The following is a 16,335-nucleotide window of genomic DNA, read 5'->3' as shown; positions in this document are numbered from 1 at the left end:
AAATACCGAACAATTATATAACTAGATGTGCTCTGCATGGTGGCAGCAGAGACTAACATGGAGATGGGGGATGCGTGAGTGAGAAGACATGTGAACGGGTTGTGCTTGTTCATACTGCTACTGCTGCTTGTCGGTTGTACAACACCTGAGTCTGAATCTGTGTCTCCTCCCATCTCGTCTAACAACTTGGAAACTCTCCCATCTGTTGAGGAATGGATGGAATCAGCGGTAGCAAGGGATACCTCTACGAAACCAATTGTCCTGGGTTTTTCACAACTGGGCAGAGAGAGTGCCTGGCGTCTGGCCAACTCCACGTCTATTCGCACTGCTGCGGCTGAATCGGGAATCTCCCTTGTGATAAAAAATGCAGAACAGTCTCAGACGAAACAGTTCGAGGCTGTTCGGTCGTTCATCAGACAAAAGGTGGATGTCATTGCCATTGCACCGGTCGTGGAATCGGGCTGGGACAGTATACTTCAGGAGGCCAAGGATGCAGGCATACCCGTAATCATTGTAGACCGGTCAGTCGATGTCCAAGACACTTCACTTTTTGTGACAACGATTGGATCAGACTTTTATGAGGAAGGTGTGAAGGCGGGGAAGTACATTCAGGATCGGATGCGAAATCATCCGGGTACGATACGAATTGCCGAACTGCAAGGCACAAGTGGTTCTACGCCTTCCATCCAGCGTGGCGAGGGATTTAGAAGCATTTTCGACACCAGGACAGATATCATTTTCTCACAAAGTGCTCCTGCCGATTTTACGGAGGCCAACGGGAAACAAGTTATGAAAGGTTTCCTTCAGGTTCCGGAAGAAGAAAGGCCGCAGGTTCTTTTTGCCCATAATGATGAAATGGCTTTTGGCGCCATTCAAGCGATAGAAGAAGCTGGGCTGAAGCCGGGTGAGGACATCATCATTGTCTCGGTGGACGGCTCCCGCAAAGCACTTGAAATTCTGGCGAGTGGGAAAATCAACGCTGTCGTGGAATGTAACCCGCTGCTTGGTCCTCAGCTTATGCAGGCTACCAAGGAAATTATTGCAGGACGTACACTTCCGAAGCGCATGGTACCCCCGGAGGACATTTTTACACAGGAGAGTGCTAAACGGGAGATGTACAATAGACGATTTTAGAGTACGTGAAAAAATAGAACATTTTGGATAAAATAGAATTTACTTTAAATAACCTTATCGTTTATACTAAACTCACCTTGAACTAAAGTCTTATCTATGAGAAAAGGAGGCTGTGGTTTACCTTTAATTGAAAGCGCTTTTTTTCGAGGGTTGAACGTTGATAAAGAGAGGGAGTGTAGTAAGGTATTATGCTGTGAATAAATATGAGGAGGTAATATTATGTTCAAAGGAAAGCTGGCAAAAGCGGTAATATCTCTCGCACTCTTCAGTACATTGTTCTCCATTCCTGCAGTGCCTGATGCTCGTGCTGCGGACGCAGCCTGTCCAAATGGTTATGTAGGCTTGACGTTTGATGATGGCCCATCTGGAAATACAACAAACATGCTTAACGCATTGAAGCAGGCTGGTTTACGGGCAACGATGTTCAATGTTGGACAAAATGCGCAAAACAATCAATCTCTGGTTACTGCACAGGTGGCAGCTGGCATGTGGATCGGCAATCATTCCTATACACATCCGAATATGACTACGTTAAACAGTTCTCAGATGTCGTCAGAGATTACACGGACACAGCAAACGATTCAGTCCATTACTGGAAGTTCACCTAAATTGTTCAGACCTCCTTACGGTGCGACTAATGCAACCTTGAAATCCGTTGTGAGCCAAAATGGCTTGACTGAAGTGCTGTGGAACGTAGATTCCCAAGACTGGAATGGCGCCAGTGCAACCCAGATTGTAGCGGCTGTGAACACCATGAAAAGTGGTGATGTCATTCTAATGCATGATCAGTACCAGACGACACTTCAGGCGATTCCGCAGATTGCACAAAATCTGAAGAATCGTGGCCTTTGCTCCGGCATGATCTCACCGGCGACAGGTCGGGCAGTCGCGCCTGATGGAGGCACGACCAATCCTCCAGGTACTTCAACAAAAGTGGAAGCTGAGAATATGACCAAAGGTGGCCAGTACACAGGGAATATAAGCTCTCCTTTCAATGGAGTAGTGCTCTATGCTAACAATGATTTGGTTAAATACACGCAGTATTTTGCAACGGGCACTCACAATTTTTCACTTCGTGGGGCTTCAAACAATGCCAATATGGCTAGAGTGGATTTGAAGATTGGCGGACAGACCAAGGGGACCTTTTACTTCGGAGGAAACAACCCTGCGGTGTATACGCTTAATAATGTTACTCATGGCACAGGAAACCAGGAGATTCAGCTGGTTGTAACCGCAGATGACGGGACATGGGACGTGTATATTGATTACTTGGAAATAAATTAATTATCGCAGGGTTAATTGAAAAATGTACAGATATGAAATCCCATTGGAAGCCCAATGGGATTTCATCGTGTTTTTGGACATTTTGTAATACAAAAGTGGAAGGGAAACATTTATAATGGATGAAAATGTGGACAGGGAAAATTTGGTGTGTATTGAAACCATTTGTTTATTAGGAGTGGATTGATCCAATGATCATTATGATTAACGGCGCGTTTGGTTCGGGAAAAGAGGAAAACTCTCATTACATCTATAACGGGATGAGAGGGATCGATCAGGATATTCATCATTTTTGCCTAACGGCTACAGAAGAGACGATATATCATCGTTTGGCTAAACGCGGAGATGAACATGGAGGCTGGCAGTATCAACAAGCAGCCAAGTGTGTTGAAGCTTTCAAGAATGAACAATTTCAAACCCACATTGTTACCGACCATCTGGAAACCAGGGAAATCATAGAACTCATATTGAAGAAGGTCCTAAAATAAGAGCAGAAGTTATATGGGAATATCTGTATAATGAAGGCAGGGAATATCCTCATATTTACGGTGAGTTAAATCTAGATGCCGTATTGCATACATATGATTTTGAGCCTGATACAGAAGGCAGATTTTTGTTACCTACTGATTTAGAGGGAATTCGGTGATGTGAGATTTCTTAAATAGACGCTGATTTTGTTGAAGAAAATGAACAGAAGAGGATGGATCTTAATTGACGACAGTGACCTTTGAAGAAGTAAACGAACAGCACCTCCCTGAAATAAGAAGTATTTATAACTACTACGTAATGAATACAACGATTTCGTTTCATACAGAGGAATTAGACCTGGATCAGATTAAATCCTCTGTGATGAACAAGGATACGCGGTATAAAACGTACGTCATTCTTGAAAACAATCAAATGATGGGCTATGTTCTGATCACCCAATATAAGAGTAAACAGGCATATGACATTTGTGGAGAAGTCACTATATATTTGAAGCCCGATATTTTGGGAAAAGACTTGGGCAAACAAGCACTTCGTTATATTGAGAAAGTTGCAAAAGAACAAGGATTCCATACCTTAATTGCGACGATTTGCATGGAGAATACGAGAAGTAAATCATTATTCGAGAGAAATGGTTATGAACAATGTGCTCTGTTCAAAGAGATCGGATATAAATTTGATAGAAAACTGGATATTGGAAGTTTCCAAAAGATATTGTAAGGGGAATACGAAATGAATAATAACCTATATATTGTATCTGGACCCCCAGGAGTAGGGAAATCTACAACTTCCAAGTTGCTGGTGCAGACTTTAGATAAAAGTGCATACATCTCTGGAGATGCGGTTAGCCACTTGCCGGTTAAAGGACGAGGTAAACCTTGGCTTGATAAGGATACAAACGACTTAACGTGGAAAAATATATCTAGTCTAGTGAAAAATTTATTGGATTATAAATACGATGTAGTTTTGGACTATGTTTCCTTTCCGGAAGACGTTGATGGATTAATGACAGAATTGGCAGACTATCATGTTCGCGTAATCTATGTTGTATTGATGGTGGATCGTCAAACCATTATTCATAGAGATTGTCTAAGAGCAGAAGAACATCAAATGAAAGAAAGAAGTGTGATTCTGCTGGATGAGTTTGAAAATCATCTGGAGTTGAGAGTAGATAACAAGCTGTATACAAATCATTTTACAGAAGATCAACTACCTGAAATCGTCAGTGAAATTATAAACAATGAGAAATATCGGGTGAGATAACTGCTTTGTTATTATGCTACGAACTGTAAAAATGATAAGAGGGTGAACAATTGAACAGAGGCATACAGTTTGAGATTCCAAATACTTATGGTAGCTTTCTTGGGGATATTTTAAAACCAATAGGAGTATCTAATTTCGATTGGTTTATTGGTGGAGAAGAATCCTATTTCATTGAGGACGATACGTTAGGAGATGATCTTTTTCCGGATATGGTTATGGGCATGAATGGAGAAGAACTACAAAAAATTATTGATAACAACGAGTATTATTTAATATTTTCCAATTTAAAAGCATTTCCAAAAGGTGCAAAAATAACTGATGTAATCACCTATGAAGATTATATGTTGAGTGACTGTCGGCTGGTTCTTCTTGTAATTGATAGTATCTACGTCACAGTTTATTGCAAAGACCCGGAAAAAATCGAGGAATTATATAATCATATAAATAGACAGGGGTTTAAATCTCTCAATTATGTAACGGATGAGAATGATAGGAGGACAACACTATCGGTCTGGTGATAAAGGCGCTTGGAATTAAGTGCTAAGGTTCGATAGACCGCCCTGCTGCCGCAAGTAACACTTAAGTAATTTGTCTAACGAACCTGACACGTCTTATTCGGGGGTTTGAGACGCTCTCCGAAAACTAAGGAATCTGAGACACGCTATATTTGAATAAATAGCCTTTTGTAGCGTTTTTGTCAGATGATATTGGGGAATAAAATGTCTCAGGTTCCTTACAATTTTAAAGAGGACGTGGAGGCCGAATAAGATGTCCTATGTTCCTTAGAAAATTGCTTGAGCTTGAAGACACACTCTAATCATTTTCCTGAATGATATTTGAATGTTTATGAATACGATTACATCTTAATGAAGGAGGGACTTCACCTTGTCCGATTACTATTGGGATGACCAAATGGAATATCTGAGAAATACGTGTTCTGAACATGAAAATTACATCGGGAATTATGACGAGATAGGTCTATTGCTTCTATTACTCATAAGGAGGTACAGATGATGATTTATAGGAGAAAAACCTATGTTATTGCGACTTCTTTTGTAGAAGAGTTTAATGCTCTATTTAATGATATTTTACTGCCGTCCCAATTGAAATATGGATCAAGACTTATTGGGAGATGGCACACACCCATCGATGATGAAACCAGCGAGATTTTTGCGATGTGGGAATACGATACCCCTGAACAATACGAAGAGATTGAGACAAAGATAAAATCAGATACAGAACACGTAAAGCGAGTTCAAGCGCGTTTTGATCAAATCGGAAGACATCGGTATCAAGAAGTATTTCGAGAAGAAATTAGGCAAGCATTTTTCACTTCGACAGTGGATCGCGAACAAACAATTTTGAAGTGAAATATAAGAAAAAGGAGATGAGAGTATGATAGAGACAGAGCGACTTATATTTCGGAAATATACCAAAAATGATTTCGATTTGCTTTTCGAGATGACACGTGAGCCAAATATGATGAGATTTATAAGACATGGAGGACCCTGGACGAAGGAAGAAACGATGCAAAGCCTGGAAAAGTTCATCAACTGGAATAAAGACGATAAGGGGCTGTTCCTTGCATTCAATAAAGAGGATCAAAAGTTGATTGGAACCTCTGGACTGATTCCTCAACTTATTGAAGGCGCGAATGAGCTTGAAGTTGGTTACTGGGTTATGGAGCAATACTGGGGTATGGGTTACGGATATGAACAAGCACAAGCATGGAAAGAATATGGCATGGATCACTTGAAACAGAGACGATTAATATCGTTAATTCAACATGGCAATGTGGGTTCTATGAAAGTCGCGCAAAAGAATGGCATGAAACACGAGAAGGACGTAGACATCATAGGGAAAAAAGTAGCGGTGTACTCGATTGAGGTGAATTGAATATGACTCCTTTTCCTGAACTAGAAACCAAAAGATTGCTGTTAAGAGAGATTAAAGAGAGTGATGCCCAAGACATATTTCATATTTTTTCTTCAGATGAAGTTACAAGATTCTACGATGTAGAAACTTTTACGAATATGAAACAAGCAGAAGACCTCGTACAAAGATGGAATGAACGATTCCAAAACGGTCAGGTTATCCGCTGGGGAATTGCTTTGAAGTCGGACGATAGAATTATTGGAACATGTGGATTTCATGGTTGGATGAAACAACATCATAAAGCTGTGATGGGGTATGAATTAGCACCGGAGTTCTGGCGGCAGGGTTATATGAGTGAGGTCACTCAGAGAATCGTTGAATATGGATTCAAGAACCTTGAATTAAACAGAATTGAAGCGTTTATAGAGCCAGAGAACAAGGGATCAAGAACTTTGCTTGAGAAAATTGGCTTCAGGGCAGAAGGCATATTGAAAGAGAATTTTATTTGGAAAAATCGATTTGTTGATAATGTCATCTATGCATTGTTGAAGAAAGATTATGTATGAGAATTCGAATTATTGGATCTTGCGGTAGTGGGAAATCAACATTAGCCAAAGAATTATCGGATAAATACGGTATTCCTTCCTATGAATTAGACAATCTCATCTGGGACAGAAGCGCCGAAAATCTGAGATACCCTGAACATGTTAGGGATGAATCCGTCCAATCTATTGTCAGTTCAGGGGCTTGGATCATAGAAGGAGCACAATGCAAAGATTGGACATTAAAGTCCATCCAGGAAGCGGATTTGATTTTTATATTAGCCCCAAATGTTTTCATTAGAGATTATCGAATTATAAAGAGGTTTGTATTGTCCAGACTGGGCTTGCAGCCGTGGAATTACAAGCAGTCATTTAATAACTTAGGCAAGATGATTGTGAAGTGGAACCATCAATATAATATAGGTGCAGCGATAGATGTGATTAACGAAAATAACAAGACAGCAATGATCATTAAGAATAAAAAACAAGTTATACAGTTGATTGAACATCATTTGGAAGTGATTTTAGGTGAGAGTGAAAAGAAATTTAGAATTAATCAAAGCTTTAAACAAAGCTTGTCGAAAGAGGAGATACAGAGGTGAATATAAAAATTCAATCAGTCACACGAGAGAATTGGGAAGAGGCGCTGAAGATATCTTTGTATGAACACCAAATCTCATTAGTTCCATCTGTTATTGAGGGGATCGCTTACGCCTATATAAAACCGTGGGATGAAGCATTTGATCCTTACGTACTTGAGATCAATGGGAAGGTATTGGGTTTCTTTTATCTGAGTTATACTCCAGATAGTACGGATAATTATTGGATTGGTGGTTTTCAAATCGATAAATCCTATCAAGGCAAAGGAATGGGAAAGCGCGCTATAAGAGCCATTCTAGACTACATCACGAAACAGCATCCGTTATGCAAGGTTATTTCATTAACGGTTGCACGTGATAACGAATTAGCACAGAACTTGTATAGGAGCATGTCCTTCATTAGTGAGAATAGAACCAATTCAGATGATGAAGTGATCTACAGGTTGGCAATAAGGTGAAAAATTCTAATCTTGTAAAGATTACATGTGATGATTTTCTAAATGAGGTGACTTAAACATTGAATAATCTCAATCATGAGGGTGAATTACAAATCGTATTTGGTGATCATGAAGAAGATTATAAAACCGTTTGTAATAACTTATATAACTATAATGTCTCTGAAACAAATGGTTTATTAAACAAGCCTGGACAAACTATAAATCTTTTTTTACGGGACAAGACAGGTAAGGCAGTTGGTGGGATCTTCTGTGCTACATATTGTGAAACATTATATATTGATAATTTTTGGATAGATGTGGAACACAGAAAGAAAGGATATGGAAAATCTTTAATCATGCAAGCAGAAAGCATGGCTTCTGATTTAGGATGTAAGCTTGCACACACAAGCACATTCTCCTATCAATCTCCTGAATTCTACAAGAAGATGGGATATAAAGTCTTTGGATTAATTGATGAGTATCCTGATGGAATTGTTCAATATTTCTTGAAGAAAAGATTATAAGACGAATACTTAACGTGGCATTGGACGTAACGCAGGGTGATTTTGTAGAAACAAAAGGATGGAGCTCAGAATGGGGAGTGGAATTCGAAACAACTCATCTCTGCTGACTGGATTGCTAGAAGTGTAAGTCCTTCTCTTACTTCCAACACCTTATATAGCTACCACTGGCGCATAATGAAAAGCATCAAGGAAGAGGAAGCTGAAAATAAAACGTTTTATGCTATGGGTATGGGCGGTGGACGAGCGCAGTATATCTTTGTTAACCAAAAGCGAGGATTGGTTGCGGTATTCACAACAATTATATCCGATGATAGTTTGTTACCACTTCAGTGGTTTAACCATTATATTTTGAAAGAGTAGTCATGTAATTGGAGGGAAAGCATGAGTCAATGGTTTGATCTAGATGAACTTGATCCAGAGTTAATCAAATTTGCAGTGATAATCGCTAAATATAACCATAAATTCATCATTATCAAAAATAGGAAAAGAGGAGTTTGGGAGATCCCAGGAGGCAACAAAGAAATTGGGGAAACCATTTTACATACGGCAAGTAGAGAACTCTATGAAGAGACAGGTGCAGTGCATTTTGAATTAACACCTTATGGAGTATATGAATGGAATGGGAGCTTTGGTATGGTCTCTTATGCTGATGTTAAATGGCTTGATAGCTTACCCGAATCGGAGATTGATGAAGTAAAACTTGTGGACGTATTGCCTGAAGGGATGAACTTCGGAGATATGTTTTATCATTTCTCGGATAGATGGGATGGACTTGACAACGATGGGTTAGAAAAGTACACCATCGAAATAAATCATTTGAATGAGTTGCCTGTAATTAAAATAAGCTGATTTAAGCTGTAGGAACTGAAACTAAAGGAGAGATGGCAACGACCATGATAACATATAGGACTTTGACCCTTGAAGATGTCAACCAGTTGGGGGAAATAGACCGTTCGGAACATATTGATCTCATCTATGAAATGAGAGAGAACGAATTAGTAGAGCTAAAACAAAATCATGAGTGCTCCAACTGGGATAAGAAGCTTTTGGAGGAGATCCAAAATCGATATGTGTACGAACTTGAACAAGGGGGTATGGCATATGGCGCATTTGCTGAGGAGCGATTAATTGGATTCGGAGTGCTTGCACATCAACTTAGAGGAAGAGAGCAAAATCAATTACAAGTTGACTTGATGTATGTCTCACGCGGGTACAGAAGACAAGGCGTTGGAAAACGTATTCTAAACCAATTAGGTGAAGAGGCTAAGAAACGTGGCGCACAGTATCTGTATATCTCCTCCACAGAAACGAGATCAGCAGTATCCTTTTACAGAAGCCAGGGCAGCCAGATTACTAGTGAATTTGATCAGGAACTTTATGACAGAGAGCCGAAAGATATACACATGATAAAGGAGCTGGGCACATGACAACAACAGTAGGCATACTTGGCACCATTCATAATCCAGAACTCAGGGAGCGATATCATTGTTCTCTTTCTCTTTACAAGAATGTGATAACTGAGTTTAAGCCAGATCTCATTTGTGGTGAAGTTCATCCACAGAGTTGGTTGAGATATCAGAAGGACAAACATGATAGAGGATACTGGGGAGAACCGGCCAGTGAGTTTTGGGATATGGTATTTCCTTTGTGCGAAGAGCAGGACATCCCATTTGTGCCTATTGATTGGTTTGAACTGGATGTGTGGAATGCGTTTGATCCATTTAACGGTTATTCGAGCGAGGAACGCCAGGAACTTGAACAACAGGATGATCATTGGTTTGCGGAGCAAATGGAGACGTATCGGTTTGGCGAGATTCCTTTTAATTCAGAAGTGTTCGATCGCGTAACCAGACAAAAATATGAATGGTTATATCAGGTGAATGCGAAGGCACAGAACTTCCGCTGGGTGGTCCGTAATCAGATTATGGTTCAAAGAGTCAAAAATACAATTGAAGCTCATCCAGGGAAACGAATCCTCTGTATCATAGGAGCCGATCATAATTACATCTTCCAAGAAGAACTAATGAAAGAACCCGTTGAATTGTTGTATCCGCTACGCTAGAGAAAGTGTCAGTACAAATAGGTTTAAGCCCGTAATTAAGGAGCATTATATGCGCAAAAAAATCCGTAAAACACTCAAGTACAGTTTATTAAGTATTATGTTAATGACCATAGTTGCTTTGATGTTTCCCACATGGACACCCCAAATTAAAGGGGAAAATAGCATCAGCATGTTAGAGCAGATCGAAATCAACGGCGCAGGTCACGAGGTCATGATCAGGGGAGTTGACCGGAGTAATCCTATCCTGATTTTTGTGCATGGGGGGCCGGGATGCTCGGAGATTCCTTACGTTAGGAAGTATCAGCAGGAGCTTGAGCAACACTTCACTGTAGTGCATTATGATCAACGTGGGAGCGGAAAGTCCTATCACTTTTTTGAGGATTATTCGAATCTGACAACAGATGTATTAGTAGATGATTTGTTAGCGTTAAGGGATTATGTATCTAAGGAGTTAAATCAAGAAAAGGTTATATTAATCGGTCATTCATTTGGTACATACATCGGGATGAAAGCTGCGGCTAAGGCGCCAGCTCAGTTTCACGCGTATATTGGCATTGGGCAGATGGGAGATACGCTTCAGAGCGAACTGGAGAGTTTGGAGTACACGTTAGAACAAGCGAAACAAGCAGGTAATGAAGCGGATGTTGAAAAACTGGAGCTAGTTCGTGGGTCGATTGAGCAAGGAAATGATCTTACACCTAGAATTCTTTTGCAAAAGTACGGCGGCGCTGCCAGACTTATCAATGAGAATAGAGATTATATCTCAGGATTCCTTTTGAATCCCGAATACAATGGATTAGATATGATTCGCTTTTATTCAGGGATGTTCAGTTCGCAAGACATCTTACTAAGGGAAGCATTTGATCAAAATTTACCCGATATTGTGGATCATCTGGAGATTCCTAGTTATTTTGTGATGGGTAAATATGATTATATGACCACTGCGAATGCAGCACGTGATTATTTCAAAGTACTCGATGCACCGATCAAAGATTTCGTTGTATTTAACGAATCGGCGCATTACCCACAGTTTGAAGAGAAAGATAAATTCTTAAATTGGTTAATTGAGCTATTTTAAGATGCATGGAAAGGAGCAAGATCATATTGTTAAGTGAATTCATTGAGCTTGAAGAAGAGAGTGATGAGAGTTACCGGTGTTACACTCTTTTAAATACTGTGCAAATCTTTAAACATTACATACAGGATGAGGATTTAAATGACGTCCGAATATATGTGTCCACAAATACATCTTTAAATTCAATTGTCATTAAAATAGAAGACTACATCAAGTGGTTTTCAACTTGTGAGACTGTCTTTCGAGAATATTATGAAAATGAACTTCATGAAAAGGTACATAAGAATTGGTTTAATGAGATTGAAGTCTATCGCGTGGATATCACATTTAACAGTATAGCCGACTACGGCGCAACAATATCTTGCGGAGATAATATCCTGCACGATCACATCATGATGATTGATTTTGATCAAGAACACATTCAAGCAATTAAATTAAACGGTTAGATGGATTATTTTGTAGTAAATCGTCAAAAAAGAGCAATAAAGATATATATTTATTTTCCATATATGTGTTATTATGTTGGTGCCAGACGAAATTTTCATTTGTTTGATCGATAGGAAAGGAGGCGCGAATTCTCGAATCATTCAATCTGAATCAATAGATTAACTGCACTGCTTGTTAAAAATAATAGAATAAGCGGAGGTATGGTTATGTTCAAAAAATGGAAGAAATTCAGCATCAGCAGCTTGGCGCTTGTGTTAGTGGCTGCCGTGGCTTTTACCGGATGGAGCCCTAAAGCATCAGCAGCAGACGCTTCGCAAGTGGTGGCTGAGATGGGTGCAGGTTGGAATCTGGGCAATCAGCTGGAAGCAGCGGTAAATGGCACACCGAGTGAGACGGCTTGGGGCAATCCTACGGTGACTCCGGCGCTGATCCAAAAAGTGAAAGCTGCGGGCTTCAAGTCTATTCGTATTCCCATCTCCTATTTGAATAACATTGGAAGCGCTCCCAATTATACAATTAATGCGGCATGGTTGAATCGAATTCAGCAAGTTGTGGACTATGCGTACAATGAAGGTATGTATGTCATCATCAATATTCATGGCGATGGGTACAATTCCGTCCAGGGTGGATGGCTGCTCGTAAATGGTGGCAATCAGACTGCCATTAAGGAAAAGTATAAAAAGGTATGGCAGCAGATTGCGACCAAGTTTAGCAACTACAATGATCGTCTTATTTTCGAATCCATGAACGAGGTGTTCGATGGCAACTATGGTAATCCGAATTCGGCGTATTACGCTAATCTGAACGCATACAATCAAATTTTTGTGGACACGGTACGGCAGACCGGAGGTAACAATAATGCGAGATGGTTGCTGATTCCAGGTTGGAATACTAATATTGACTTCACCGTTGGTAATTATGGCTTTGTGCTCCCGACAGATAATTTCAGATCCTCGGCCATTCCTAGTTCGCAGAAAAGAATTATGATCTCGGCACACTACTACTCTCCATGGGATTTCGCAGGTGAGGAAAACGGTAATATCACGCAGTGGGGTGCAACGGCTACGAATCCTGCAAAGAAATCTACTTGGGGACAAGAGGATTACTTGGAATCACAGTTCAAGTCCATGTACGATAAATTTGTCACTCAGGGCTATCCTGTAGTGATTGGTGAATTCGGTTCAATTGATAAAACATCGTATGATTCAACCAACAATGTATATCGTGCAGCATATGCCAAAGCAGTTACAGCAAAAGCTAAAAAATATAAAATGGTTCCTGTTTATTGGGATAACGGGCATAACGGTCAACATGGATTCGCATTGTTTAACCGTTCGAACAATACCGTGACTCAACAAAACATCATTAATGCGATCATGCAAGGTATGCAATAATAGACGAACTAGCTTAATCCATGCAAGCAAACGGCGTGTTCCTGAAAAAGGGACATGCCGTTTTTTTTTTTTTTTTGTTGCGGGAGGTGATATCCACAATATTTCCCAATGCATTTTACATAAGCCATATACAGAATTCATCAAATCCCACAATACCTTTTATATACTTAATTTGCTCGATATAGCGAACTCAAAGGACTAGGTGGTAGACAGAATGTTAAAAAAACGTGATTTGCAGGAATGCCATTCATTGTACAGTTTGATGGTGGACCCCGCAGTTTCTCCTTACGTTCGTTATCTATGTCAATCGTATGAAGAGTACCTATTCCTGACTAGACAATTAATGGTCGAAGAAGAACAAAAGAAGGTAATCACCCGAACGATTTTGAATGGAGCAGGGCAGCCGATTGGTACCATTGATCTGTATCATATCGAGCAGCAAACGGGTTTCTTGGCTACATGGATTGGATCCCCGTATTTTGGTAATGGATACAGCCAAAGAGCGAAATCAGCCTTTTTTGTTGAACTGTTTCTGGAACATGCGATTGAAACGGTATTTATGAAAATTCGAAAGCAAAATATAAGATCCAGAAAAGCGGTAGAAAAACTGCCTTATGTGAAGTTAGCCAATGATGTGTATCCCGATGTATATCAATTCATTAATGCCAAGGAACAGATCTATGATCTGTATCATGTGGAACGAACGGCTTTTTTCGAACATCGTATGGATCTGCATCATGTGGTGGCTACGTAACATATTCAGTGAGTTTACAACAGCGGCGTCAGTGATGGCGGCGCTATTTGCTATGATGAGAGTGTATTTGGAAAACATTTGAATATAAAATGCAGGAATATGGAATGGAGAATCGAAAGACATGAAGTAGATCGTGCTGATGTAACATGGTGGACGGATCATATTAGGAGGCATAAAATGAACAATATCAACAAAATCTTGGGTGTAATTCTCATGCTTGGCAGTGTGTTTATTTCGACGATGGAGAGAATTTCAATACGAGTATCTGTCGCTATAGTAGAAGCAGGATATGCTTCAGGGGGGACTACTGTGCCTCCATTCGCTCAGACGAATGAAAATACAACAGGATTACTCGTATACTTTATGTTTTTGGTTGGTTTTATACTATTAGTCGCGGGATTTCCAGGGAGTTATAAGAAGAGTCGTAATCACAACCATACCCAAGAAAGATAGTATTAGGAGGGATGAAAGTGGCCGAACAGGAGGAAATATTAACAGGAGGTAATGTGAATCAGGTTGTCAGAATCGGAGAGACGGTTCGCCGGAGTTCCAGACCTGATCCTTATGTTCAGGAGCTGCTGGTGCATCTTGAAAAGGAGGGCTTTTACCAGGCTCCACGATATCTCGGTGTTGATGCGGAAGGAAGAGAAATGCTCTCCTATCTTGATGGACACGTTCCAGGCAATGATTATCCCGAGATTGAAGCGTACATGTGGTCAGATGAATCACTAATGGGAGTTGCAAGACTTTTGAGAACCTATCATGATGCGACTGTTTCGTACTTGCCTGCCGCTCAATCCAGCAATGCCTATTCTGATACGGAGCAACATGAGGTCGTGTGTCATAACGATTTTGCACTATACAACGTGGTATTTAAGGAAGGCGTGCCACAGGGGATTATCGATTTCGATATGGTCGGCCCGGGTCCGCGCCTGTGGGATATTGCCTATACATTATATACTTGCGTTCCGCTGGCGAATTTCTCACCGCCAACTCAGATGAGTGGTAAGGAGGTTATCCCTTATTGCAGTGAAGTGCACGCAGCCGTTCGGAAGAAACGCATTGAATTATTCCTGAGCACATACGGAGTGGCTGTACCGCCGGATTTGAAGCAATGGGTGTTGTCTCGCATCCGTTTCATGTGTAAGACATTGGCTGATCGTGCGGCTGCCGGGGAAGTCGCTTTTATCAAAATGGTAGAAGAAGGCCATCTGTCCCATTACGAGAAAGAAGTTATTTTTCTTAAAAAACATTGGGATGATTGGGCTTGAAAAGTAACGAATCATAGAGACGTTATTTCGAGGGTGATGAGTTTTATTAAAAGATTAGAAGATGTTTCAATGTGTTAGCTAATTGACCGCGTGATAGCCTATGGGCTGTCAGCGGTTTTTTTGTTGTCTACGTCTGTTCCCTATGAATTCCTTTCTAATCATTTTCAACAATTGTGATCAACAATACAGCAATATTGTTCGGATTAGATTGAAATAACTGTGATACAATTCATTGTAAAGCGCTATCATTGTAAATTATTAAACTATATTGCTATTTATATTCTGGGAAGGGAGATCTTTATTGATGCTAACCATACACACCCCGACGAATATTGCTTTGCAGGAAAATGAAGTTTACGTGCGATCAGAAGCAGATAATTTTCAGGATGAATGGCCTGTTCATACGCATAATGGGTATGAGATTCATTATTTTATCCAAGGAGACGCGACCTTTTTAATCGGTGACCGAATATATAAGCCGCTGCCTGGAGATATGTTTATATTCAGAGGGGGTGTGCCCCATCGGATCAATCCTTCAAGAGAAATCGTATACAAGCGAAGTTTCGTCAATTTTACGGAATTATTGTTACTGGACATGCTTGCTGTGAGTCAATTGGAGAATCTGATGTCCATATTCCGACATCCCAATGGATTGCTGGTGCATTGGTCCCTGGAGGAGCGTGAACACATCACAGGTATATTTAAGGGGATCAAGGAGGAGATGGATGCAGGAAATACAGGACACAAAACAATGATTAAATTAAGTCTTACCCAATTGCTGCTGCGGATTTACCGGAAAACGACCAGTGAGCAATCCGCGGATCCTATTTTATTTTCTTCCCAGAAGCAGACCAGCGTAAGCCGGGTTCTTCATTATTTAAACCAGAACTACACGGAGAATGTTTCTTTGGATGATCTGTCCAAAACACTCCATTTGAATAAATACTATATTTGTCATTCTTTCAAAGAGACAACGGGATATACCATAAGCAATTATGTAATACGGAAGAGGGTTGCAGAGGCCAAAAAATTATTACTGTCTACGGATGCACCGATTTTGTCCATATCTGAGACGTTAGGTTTTAACACACCTGTATATTTTAGCAGGGCTTTTAAACAATATGTGGGTGTATCACCACAGTTGTTCCGCAAAAATGAATTGCTTAACGAAGCCAAAATTCATTAAACCCT

At 40.3% G+C, this 16,335-nt stretch carries 23 protein-coding genes; all 23 read left to right on the top strand.

The features are described 5' to 3' along the window. The first annotated feature begins 78 nt into the window (after nucleotides 1-78). The 23 genes from AB4111_RS04370 (at nucleotide 79) to AB4111_RS04260 (ending at nucleotide 16,330) form a co-directional block, all read left to right on the top strand. Nucleotides 79-1,134, top strand: coding sequence for an ABC transporter substrate-binding protein (locus tag AB4111_RS04370; RefSeq protein ID WP_442030623.1), 1,056 nt, complete (start codon nucleotides 79-81; stop codon nucleotides 1,132-1,134). Nucleotides 1,135-1,353: 219 nt separating this feature from the next. Continuing rightward, on the top strand, nucleotides 1,354-2,418 hold the full coding sequence (locus tag AB4111_RS04365) for a polysaccharide deacetylase family protein (RefSeq protein ID WP_442030622.1): 1,065 nt from the start codon (nucleotides 1,354-1,356) through the stop codon (nucleotides 2,416-2,418). A gap of 188 nt (nucleotides 2,419-2,606) precedes the next feature. Beyond that, entirely contained in the window at nucleotides 2,607-2,903 is a 297-nt protein-coding gene (locus tag AB4111_RS04360; protein ID WP_442030621.1) for a hypothetical protein, read from the top strand. Next, nucleotides 2,825-3,061 carry a DUF952 domain-containing protein gene (locus AB4111_RS04355; protein ID WP_442031576.1) on the top strand — a complete coding sequence of 79 codons (237 nt, stop codon included), beginning with the start codon at nucleotides 2,825-2,827 and terminating at the stop codon, nucleotides 3,059-3,061. The genes AB4111_RS04360 and AB4111_RS04355 overlap by 79 nt, the downstream gene beginning before the upstream one ends. 74 nt (nucleotides 3,062-3,135) lie before the next feature. Further along, a complete protein-coding gene (locus AB4111_RS04350) occupies nucleotides 3,136-3,621 on the top strand; it encodes a GNAT family N-acetyltransferase (protein WP_442031575.1) in 486 nt (161 codons plus the stop codon). Between the two features lie 12 nt (nucleotides 3,622-3,633). Further along, nucleotides 3,634-4,164, top strand: a complete 531-nt coding sequence (locus AB4111_RS04345; RefSeq protein WP_442030620.1) for an AAA family ATPase — start codon at nucleotides 3,634-3,636, stop codon at nucleotides 4,162-4,164. Between the two features lie 50 nt (nucleotides 4,165-4,214). Beyond that, nucleotides 4,215-4,682, top strand: coding sequence for a DUF2691 family protein (locus AB4111_RS04340; protein ID WP_442030619.1), 468 nt, complete (start codon nucleotides 4,215-4,217; stop codon nucleotides 4,680-4,682). Between the two features lie 495 nt (nucleotides 4,683-5,177). Next, the gene (locus AB4111_RS04335) at nucleotides 5,178-5,534 is read left to right on the top strand and encodes an NIPSNAP family protein (protein WP_442031574.1); all 357 of its coding nucleotides are present in this window, start codon (nucleotides 5,178-5,180) and stop codon (nucleotides 5,532-5,534) included. A gap of 25 nt (nucleotides 5,535-5,559) precedes the next feature. Continuing rightward, nucleotides 5,560-6,060 carry a GNAT family N-acetyltransferase gene (locus tag AB4111_RS04330; RefSeq protein WP_442030618.1) on the top strand — a complete coding sequence of 167 codons (501 nt, stop codon included), beginning with the start codon at nucleotides 5,560-5,562 and terminating at the stop codon, nucleotides 6,058-6,060. 2 nt (nucleotides 6,061-6,062) lie between these two features. After that, nucleotides 6,063-6,605: a GNAT family N-acetyltransferase gene (locus AB4111_RS04325; RefSeq protein ID WP_442030617.1), complete on the top strand. Its 543-nt coding sequence runs from the start codon at nucleotides 6,063-6,065 to the stop codon at nucleotides 6,603-6,605. Next, the gene (locus tag AB4111_RS04320) at nucleotides 6,602-7,183 is read left to right on the top strand and encodes a hypothetical protein (protein ID WP_442030616.1); all 582 of its coding nucleotides are present in this window, start codon (nucleotides 6,602-6,604) and stop codon (nucleotides 7,181-7,183) included. Before AB4111_RS04325 ends, AB4111_RS04320 begins: the two co-directional genes overlap by 4 nt. Beyond that, on the top strand, nucleotides 7,180-7,638 hold the full coding sequence (locus tag AB4111_RS04315; RefSeq protein ID WP_442030615.1) for a GNAT family N-acetyltransferase: 459 nt from the start codon (nucleotides 7,180-7,182) through the stop codon (nucleotides 7,636-7,638). Before AB4111_RS04320 ends, AB4111_RS04315 begins: the two co-directional genes overlap by 4 nt. 59 nt (nucleotides 7,639-7,697) lie before the next feature. Then, nucleotides 7,698-8,141, top strand: a complete 444-nt coding sequence (locus AB4111_RS04310) for a GNAT family N-acetyltransferase (RefSeq protein ID WP_442030614.1) — start codon at nucleotides 7,698-7,700, stop codon at nucleotides 8,139-8,141. A gap of 381 nt (nucleotides 8,142-8,522) precedes the next feature. Further along, on the top strand, nucleotides 8,523-8,990 hold the full coding sequence (locus AB4111_RS04305; RefSeq protein ID WP_442030613.1) for an NUDIX domain-containing protein: 468 nt from the start codon (nucleotides 8,523-8,525) through the stop codon (nucleotides 8,988-8,990). 32 nt (nucleotides 8,991-9,022) lie between these two features. Further along, a complete protein-coding gene (locus AB4111_RS04300; protein ID WP_442030612.1) occupies nucleotides 9,023-9,568 on the top strand; it encodes a GNAT family N-acetyltransferase in 546 nt (181 codons plus the stop codon). After that, a complete protein-coding gene (locus tag AB4111_RS04295; protein WP_442030611.1) occupies nucleotides 9,565-10,203 on the top strand; it encodes a hypothetical protein in 639 nt (212 codons plus the stop codon). The genes AB4111_RS04300 and AB4111_RS04295 overlap by 4 nt, the downstream gene beginning before the upstream one ends. A 49-nt stretch (nucleotides 10,204-10,252) precedes the next feature. After that, the gene (locus tag AB4111_RS04290; RefSeq protein ID WP_442030610.1) at nucleotides 10,253-11,281 is read left to right on the top strand and encodes an alpha/beta fold hydrolase; all 1,029 of its coding nucleotides are present in this window, start codon (nucleotides 10,253-10,255) and stop codon (nucleotides 11,279-11,281) included. 26 nt (nucleotides 11,282-11,307) lie between these two features. Continuing rightward, nucleotides 11,308-11,724 carry a hypothetical protein gene (locus tag AB4111_RS04285; protein WP_442030609.1) on the top strand — a complete coding sequence of 139 codons (417 nt, stop codon included), beginning with the start codon at nucleotides 11,308-11,310 and terminating at the stop codon, nucleotides 11,722-11,724. Nucleotides 11,725-11,931: 207 nt separating this feature from the next. Beyond that, a complete protein-coding gene (locus AB4111_RS04280) occupies nucleotides 11,932-13,119 on the top strand; it encodes a glycoside hydrolase family 5 protein (RefSeq protein WP_442030608.1) in 1,188 nt (395 codons plus the stop codon). Between the two features lie 214 nt (nucleotides 13,120-13,333). After that, nucleotides 13,334-13,873 (top strand): GNAT family N-acetyltransferase, encoded by a 540-nt coding sequence (locus tag AB4111_RS04275; protein WP_442030607.1) that lies wholly within the window; start codon nucleotides 13,334-13,336, stop codon nucleotides 13,871-13,873. 177 nt (nucleotides 13,874-14,050) lie between these two features. Beyond that, nucleotides 14,051-14,326, top strand: a complete 276-nt coding sequence (locus AB4111_RS04270; RefSeq protein WP_442030606.1) for a hypothetical protein — start codon at nucleotides 14,051-14,053, stop codon at nucleotides 14,324-14,326. Between the two features lie 17 nt (nucleotides 14,327-14,343). After that, nucleotides 14,344-15,144 carry a phosphotransferase gene (locus tag AB4111_RS04265; RefSeq protein ID WP_442030605.1) on the top strand — a complete coding sequence of 267 codons (801 nt, stop codon included), beginning with the start codon at nucleotides 14,344-14,346 and terminating at the stop codon, nucleotides 15,142-15,144. A 304-nt stretch (nucleotides 15,145-15,448) separates the two neighbouring features. Next, nucleotides 15,449-16,330 (top strand): AraC family transcriptional regulator, encoded by an 882-nt coding sequence (locus tag AB4111_RS04260; RefSeq protein ID WP_339241878.1) that lies wholly within the window; start codon nucleotides 15,449-15,451, stop codon nucleotides 16,328-16,330. The last annotated feature ends 5 nt before the right edge of the window (nucleotides 16,331-16,335 follow it).

Source organism: Paenibacillus sp. 2KB_22 (assembly GCF_052115745.1).
In the GTDB taxonomy this organism is placed as follows: Bacteria; Bacillota; Bacilli; order Paenibacillales; family Paenibacillaceae; genus Paenibacillus.
Note: the sequence above shows the minus strand (reverse complement) of the source record. Positions and strands in the feature narration are given on the sequence as shown.

Coding starts and splice junctions, on each gene's coding strand:
- AB4111_RS04365 (WP_442030622.1), top strand. CDS start 1,354: ATGTTCAAAGGAAAGCTGGCAAAAGCGGTAATATCTCTCGCACTCTTC.
- AB4111_RS04360 (WP_442030621.1), top strand. CDS start 2,607: ATGATCATTATGATTAACGGCGCGTTTGGTTCGGGAAAAGAGGAAAAC.
- AB4111_RS04345 (WP_442030620.1), top strand. CDS start 3,634: ATGAATAATAACCTATATATTGTATCTGGACCCCCAGGAGTAGGGAAA.
- AB4111_RS04335 (WP_442031574.1), top strand. CDS start 5,178: ATGATTTATAGGAGAAAAACCTATGTTATTGCGACTTCTTTTGTAGAA.
- AB4111_RS04330 (WP_442030618.1), top strand. CDS start 5,560: ATGATAGAGACAGAGCGACTTATATTTCGGAAATATACCAAAAATGAT.
- AB4111_RS04325 (WP_442030617.1), top strand. CDS start 6,063: ATGACTCCTTTTCCTGAACTAGAAACCAAAAGATTGCTGTTAAGAGAG.
- AB4111_RS04320 (WP_442030616.1), top strand. CDS start 6,602: ATGAGAATTCGAATTATTGGATCTTGCGGTAGTGGGAAATCAACATTA.
- AB4111_RS04305 (WP_442030613.1), top strand. CDS start 8,523: ATGAGTCAATGGTTTGATCTAGATGAACTTGATCCAGAGTTAATCAAA.
- AB4111_RS04300 (WP_442030612.1), top strand. CDS start 9,023: ATGGCAACGACCATGATAACATATAGGACTTTGACCCTTGAAGATGTC.
- AB4111_RS04295 (WP_442030611.1), top strand. CDS start 9,565: ATGACAACAACAGTAGGCATACTTGGCACCATTCATAATCCAGAACTC.
- AB4111_RS04290 (WP_442030610.1), top strand. CDS start 10,253: ATGCGCAAAAAAATCCGTAAAACACTCAAGTACAGTTTATTAAGTATT.
- AB4111_RS04280 (WP_442030608.1), top strand. CDS start 11,932: ATGTTCAAAAAATGGAAGAAATTCAGCATCAGCAGCTTGGCGCTTGTG.
- AB4111_RS04275 (WP_442030607.1), top strand. CDS start 13,334: ATGTTAAAAAAACGTGATTTGCAGGAATGCCATTCATTGTACAGTTTG.
- AB4111_RS04270 (WP_442030606.1), top strand. CDS start 14,051: ATGAACAATATCAACAAAATCTTGGGTGTAATTCTCATGCTTGGCAGT.
- AB4111_RS04260 (WP_339241878.1), top strand. CDS start 15,449: ATGCTAACCATACACACCCCGACGAATATTGCTTTGCAGGAAAATGAA.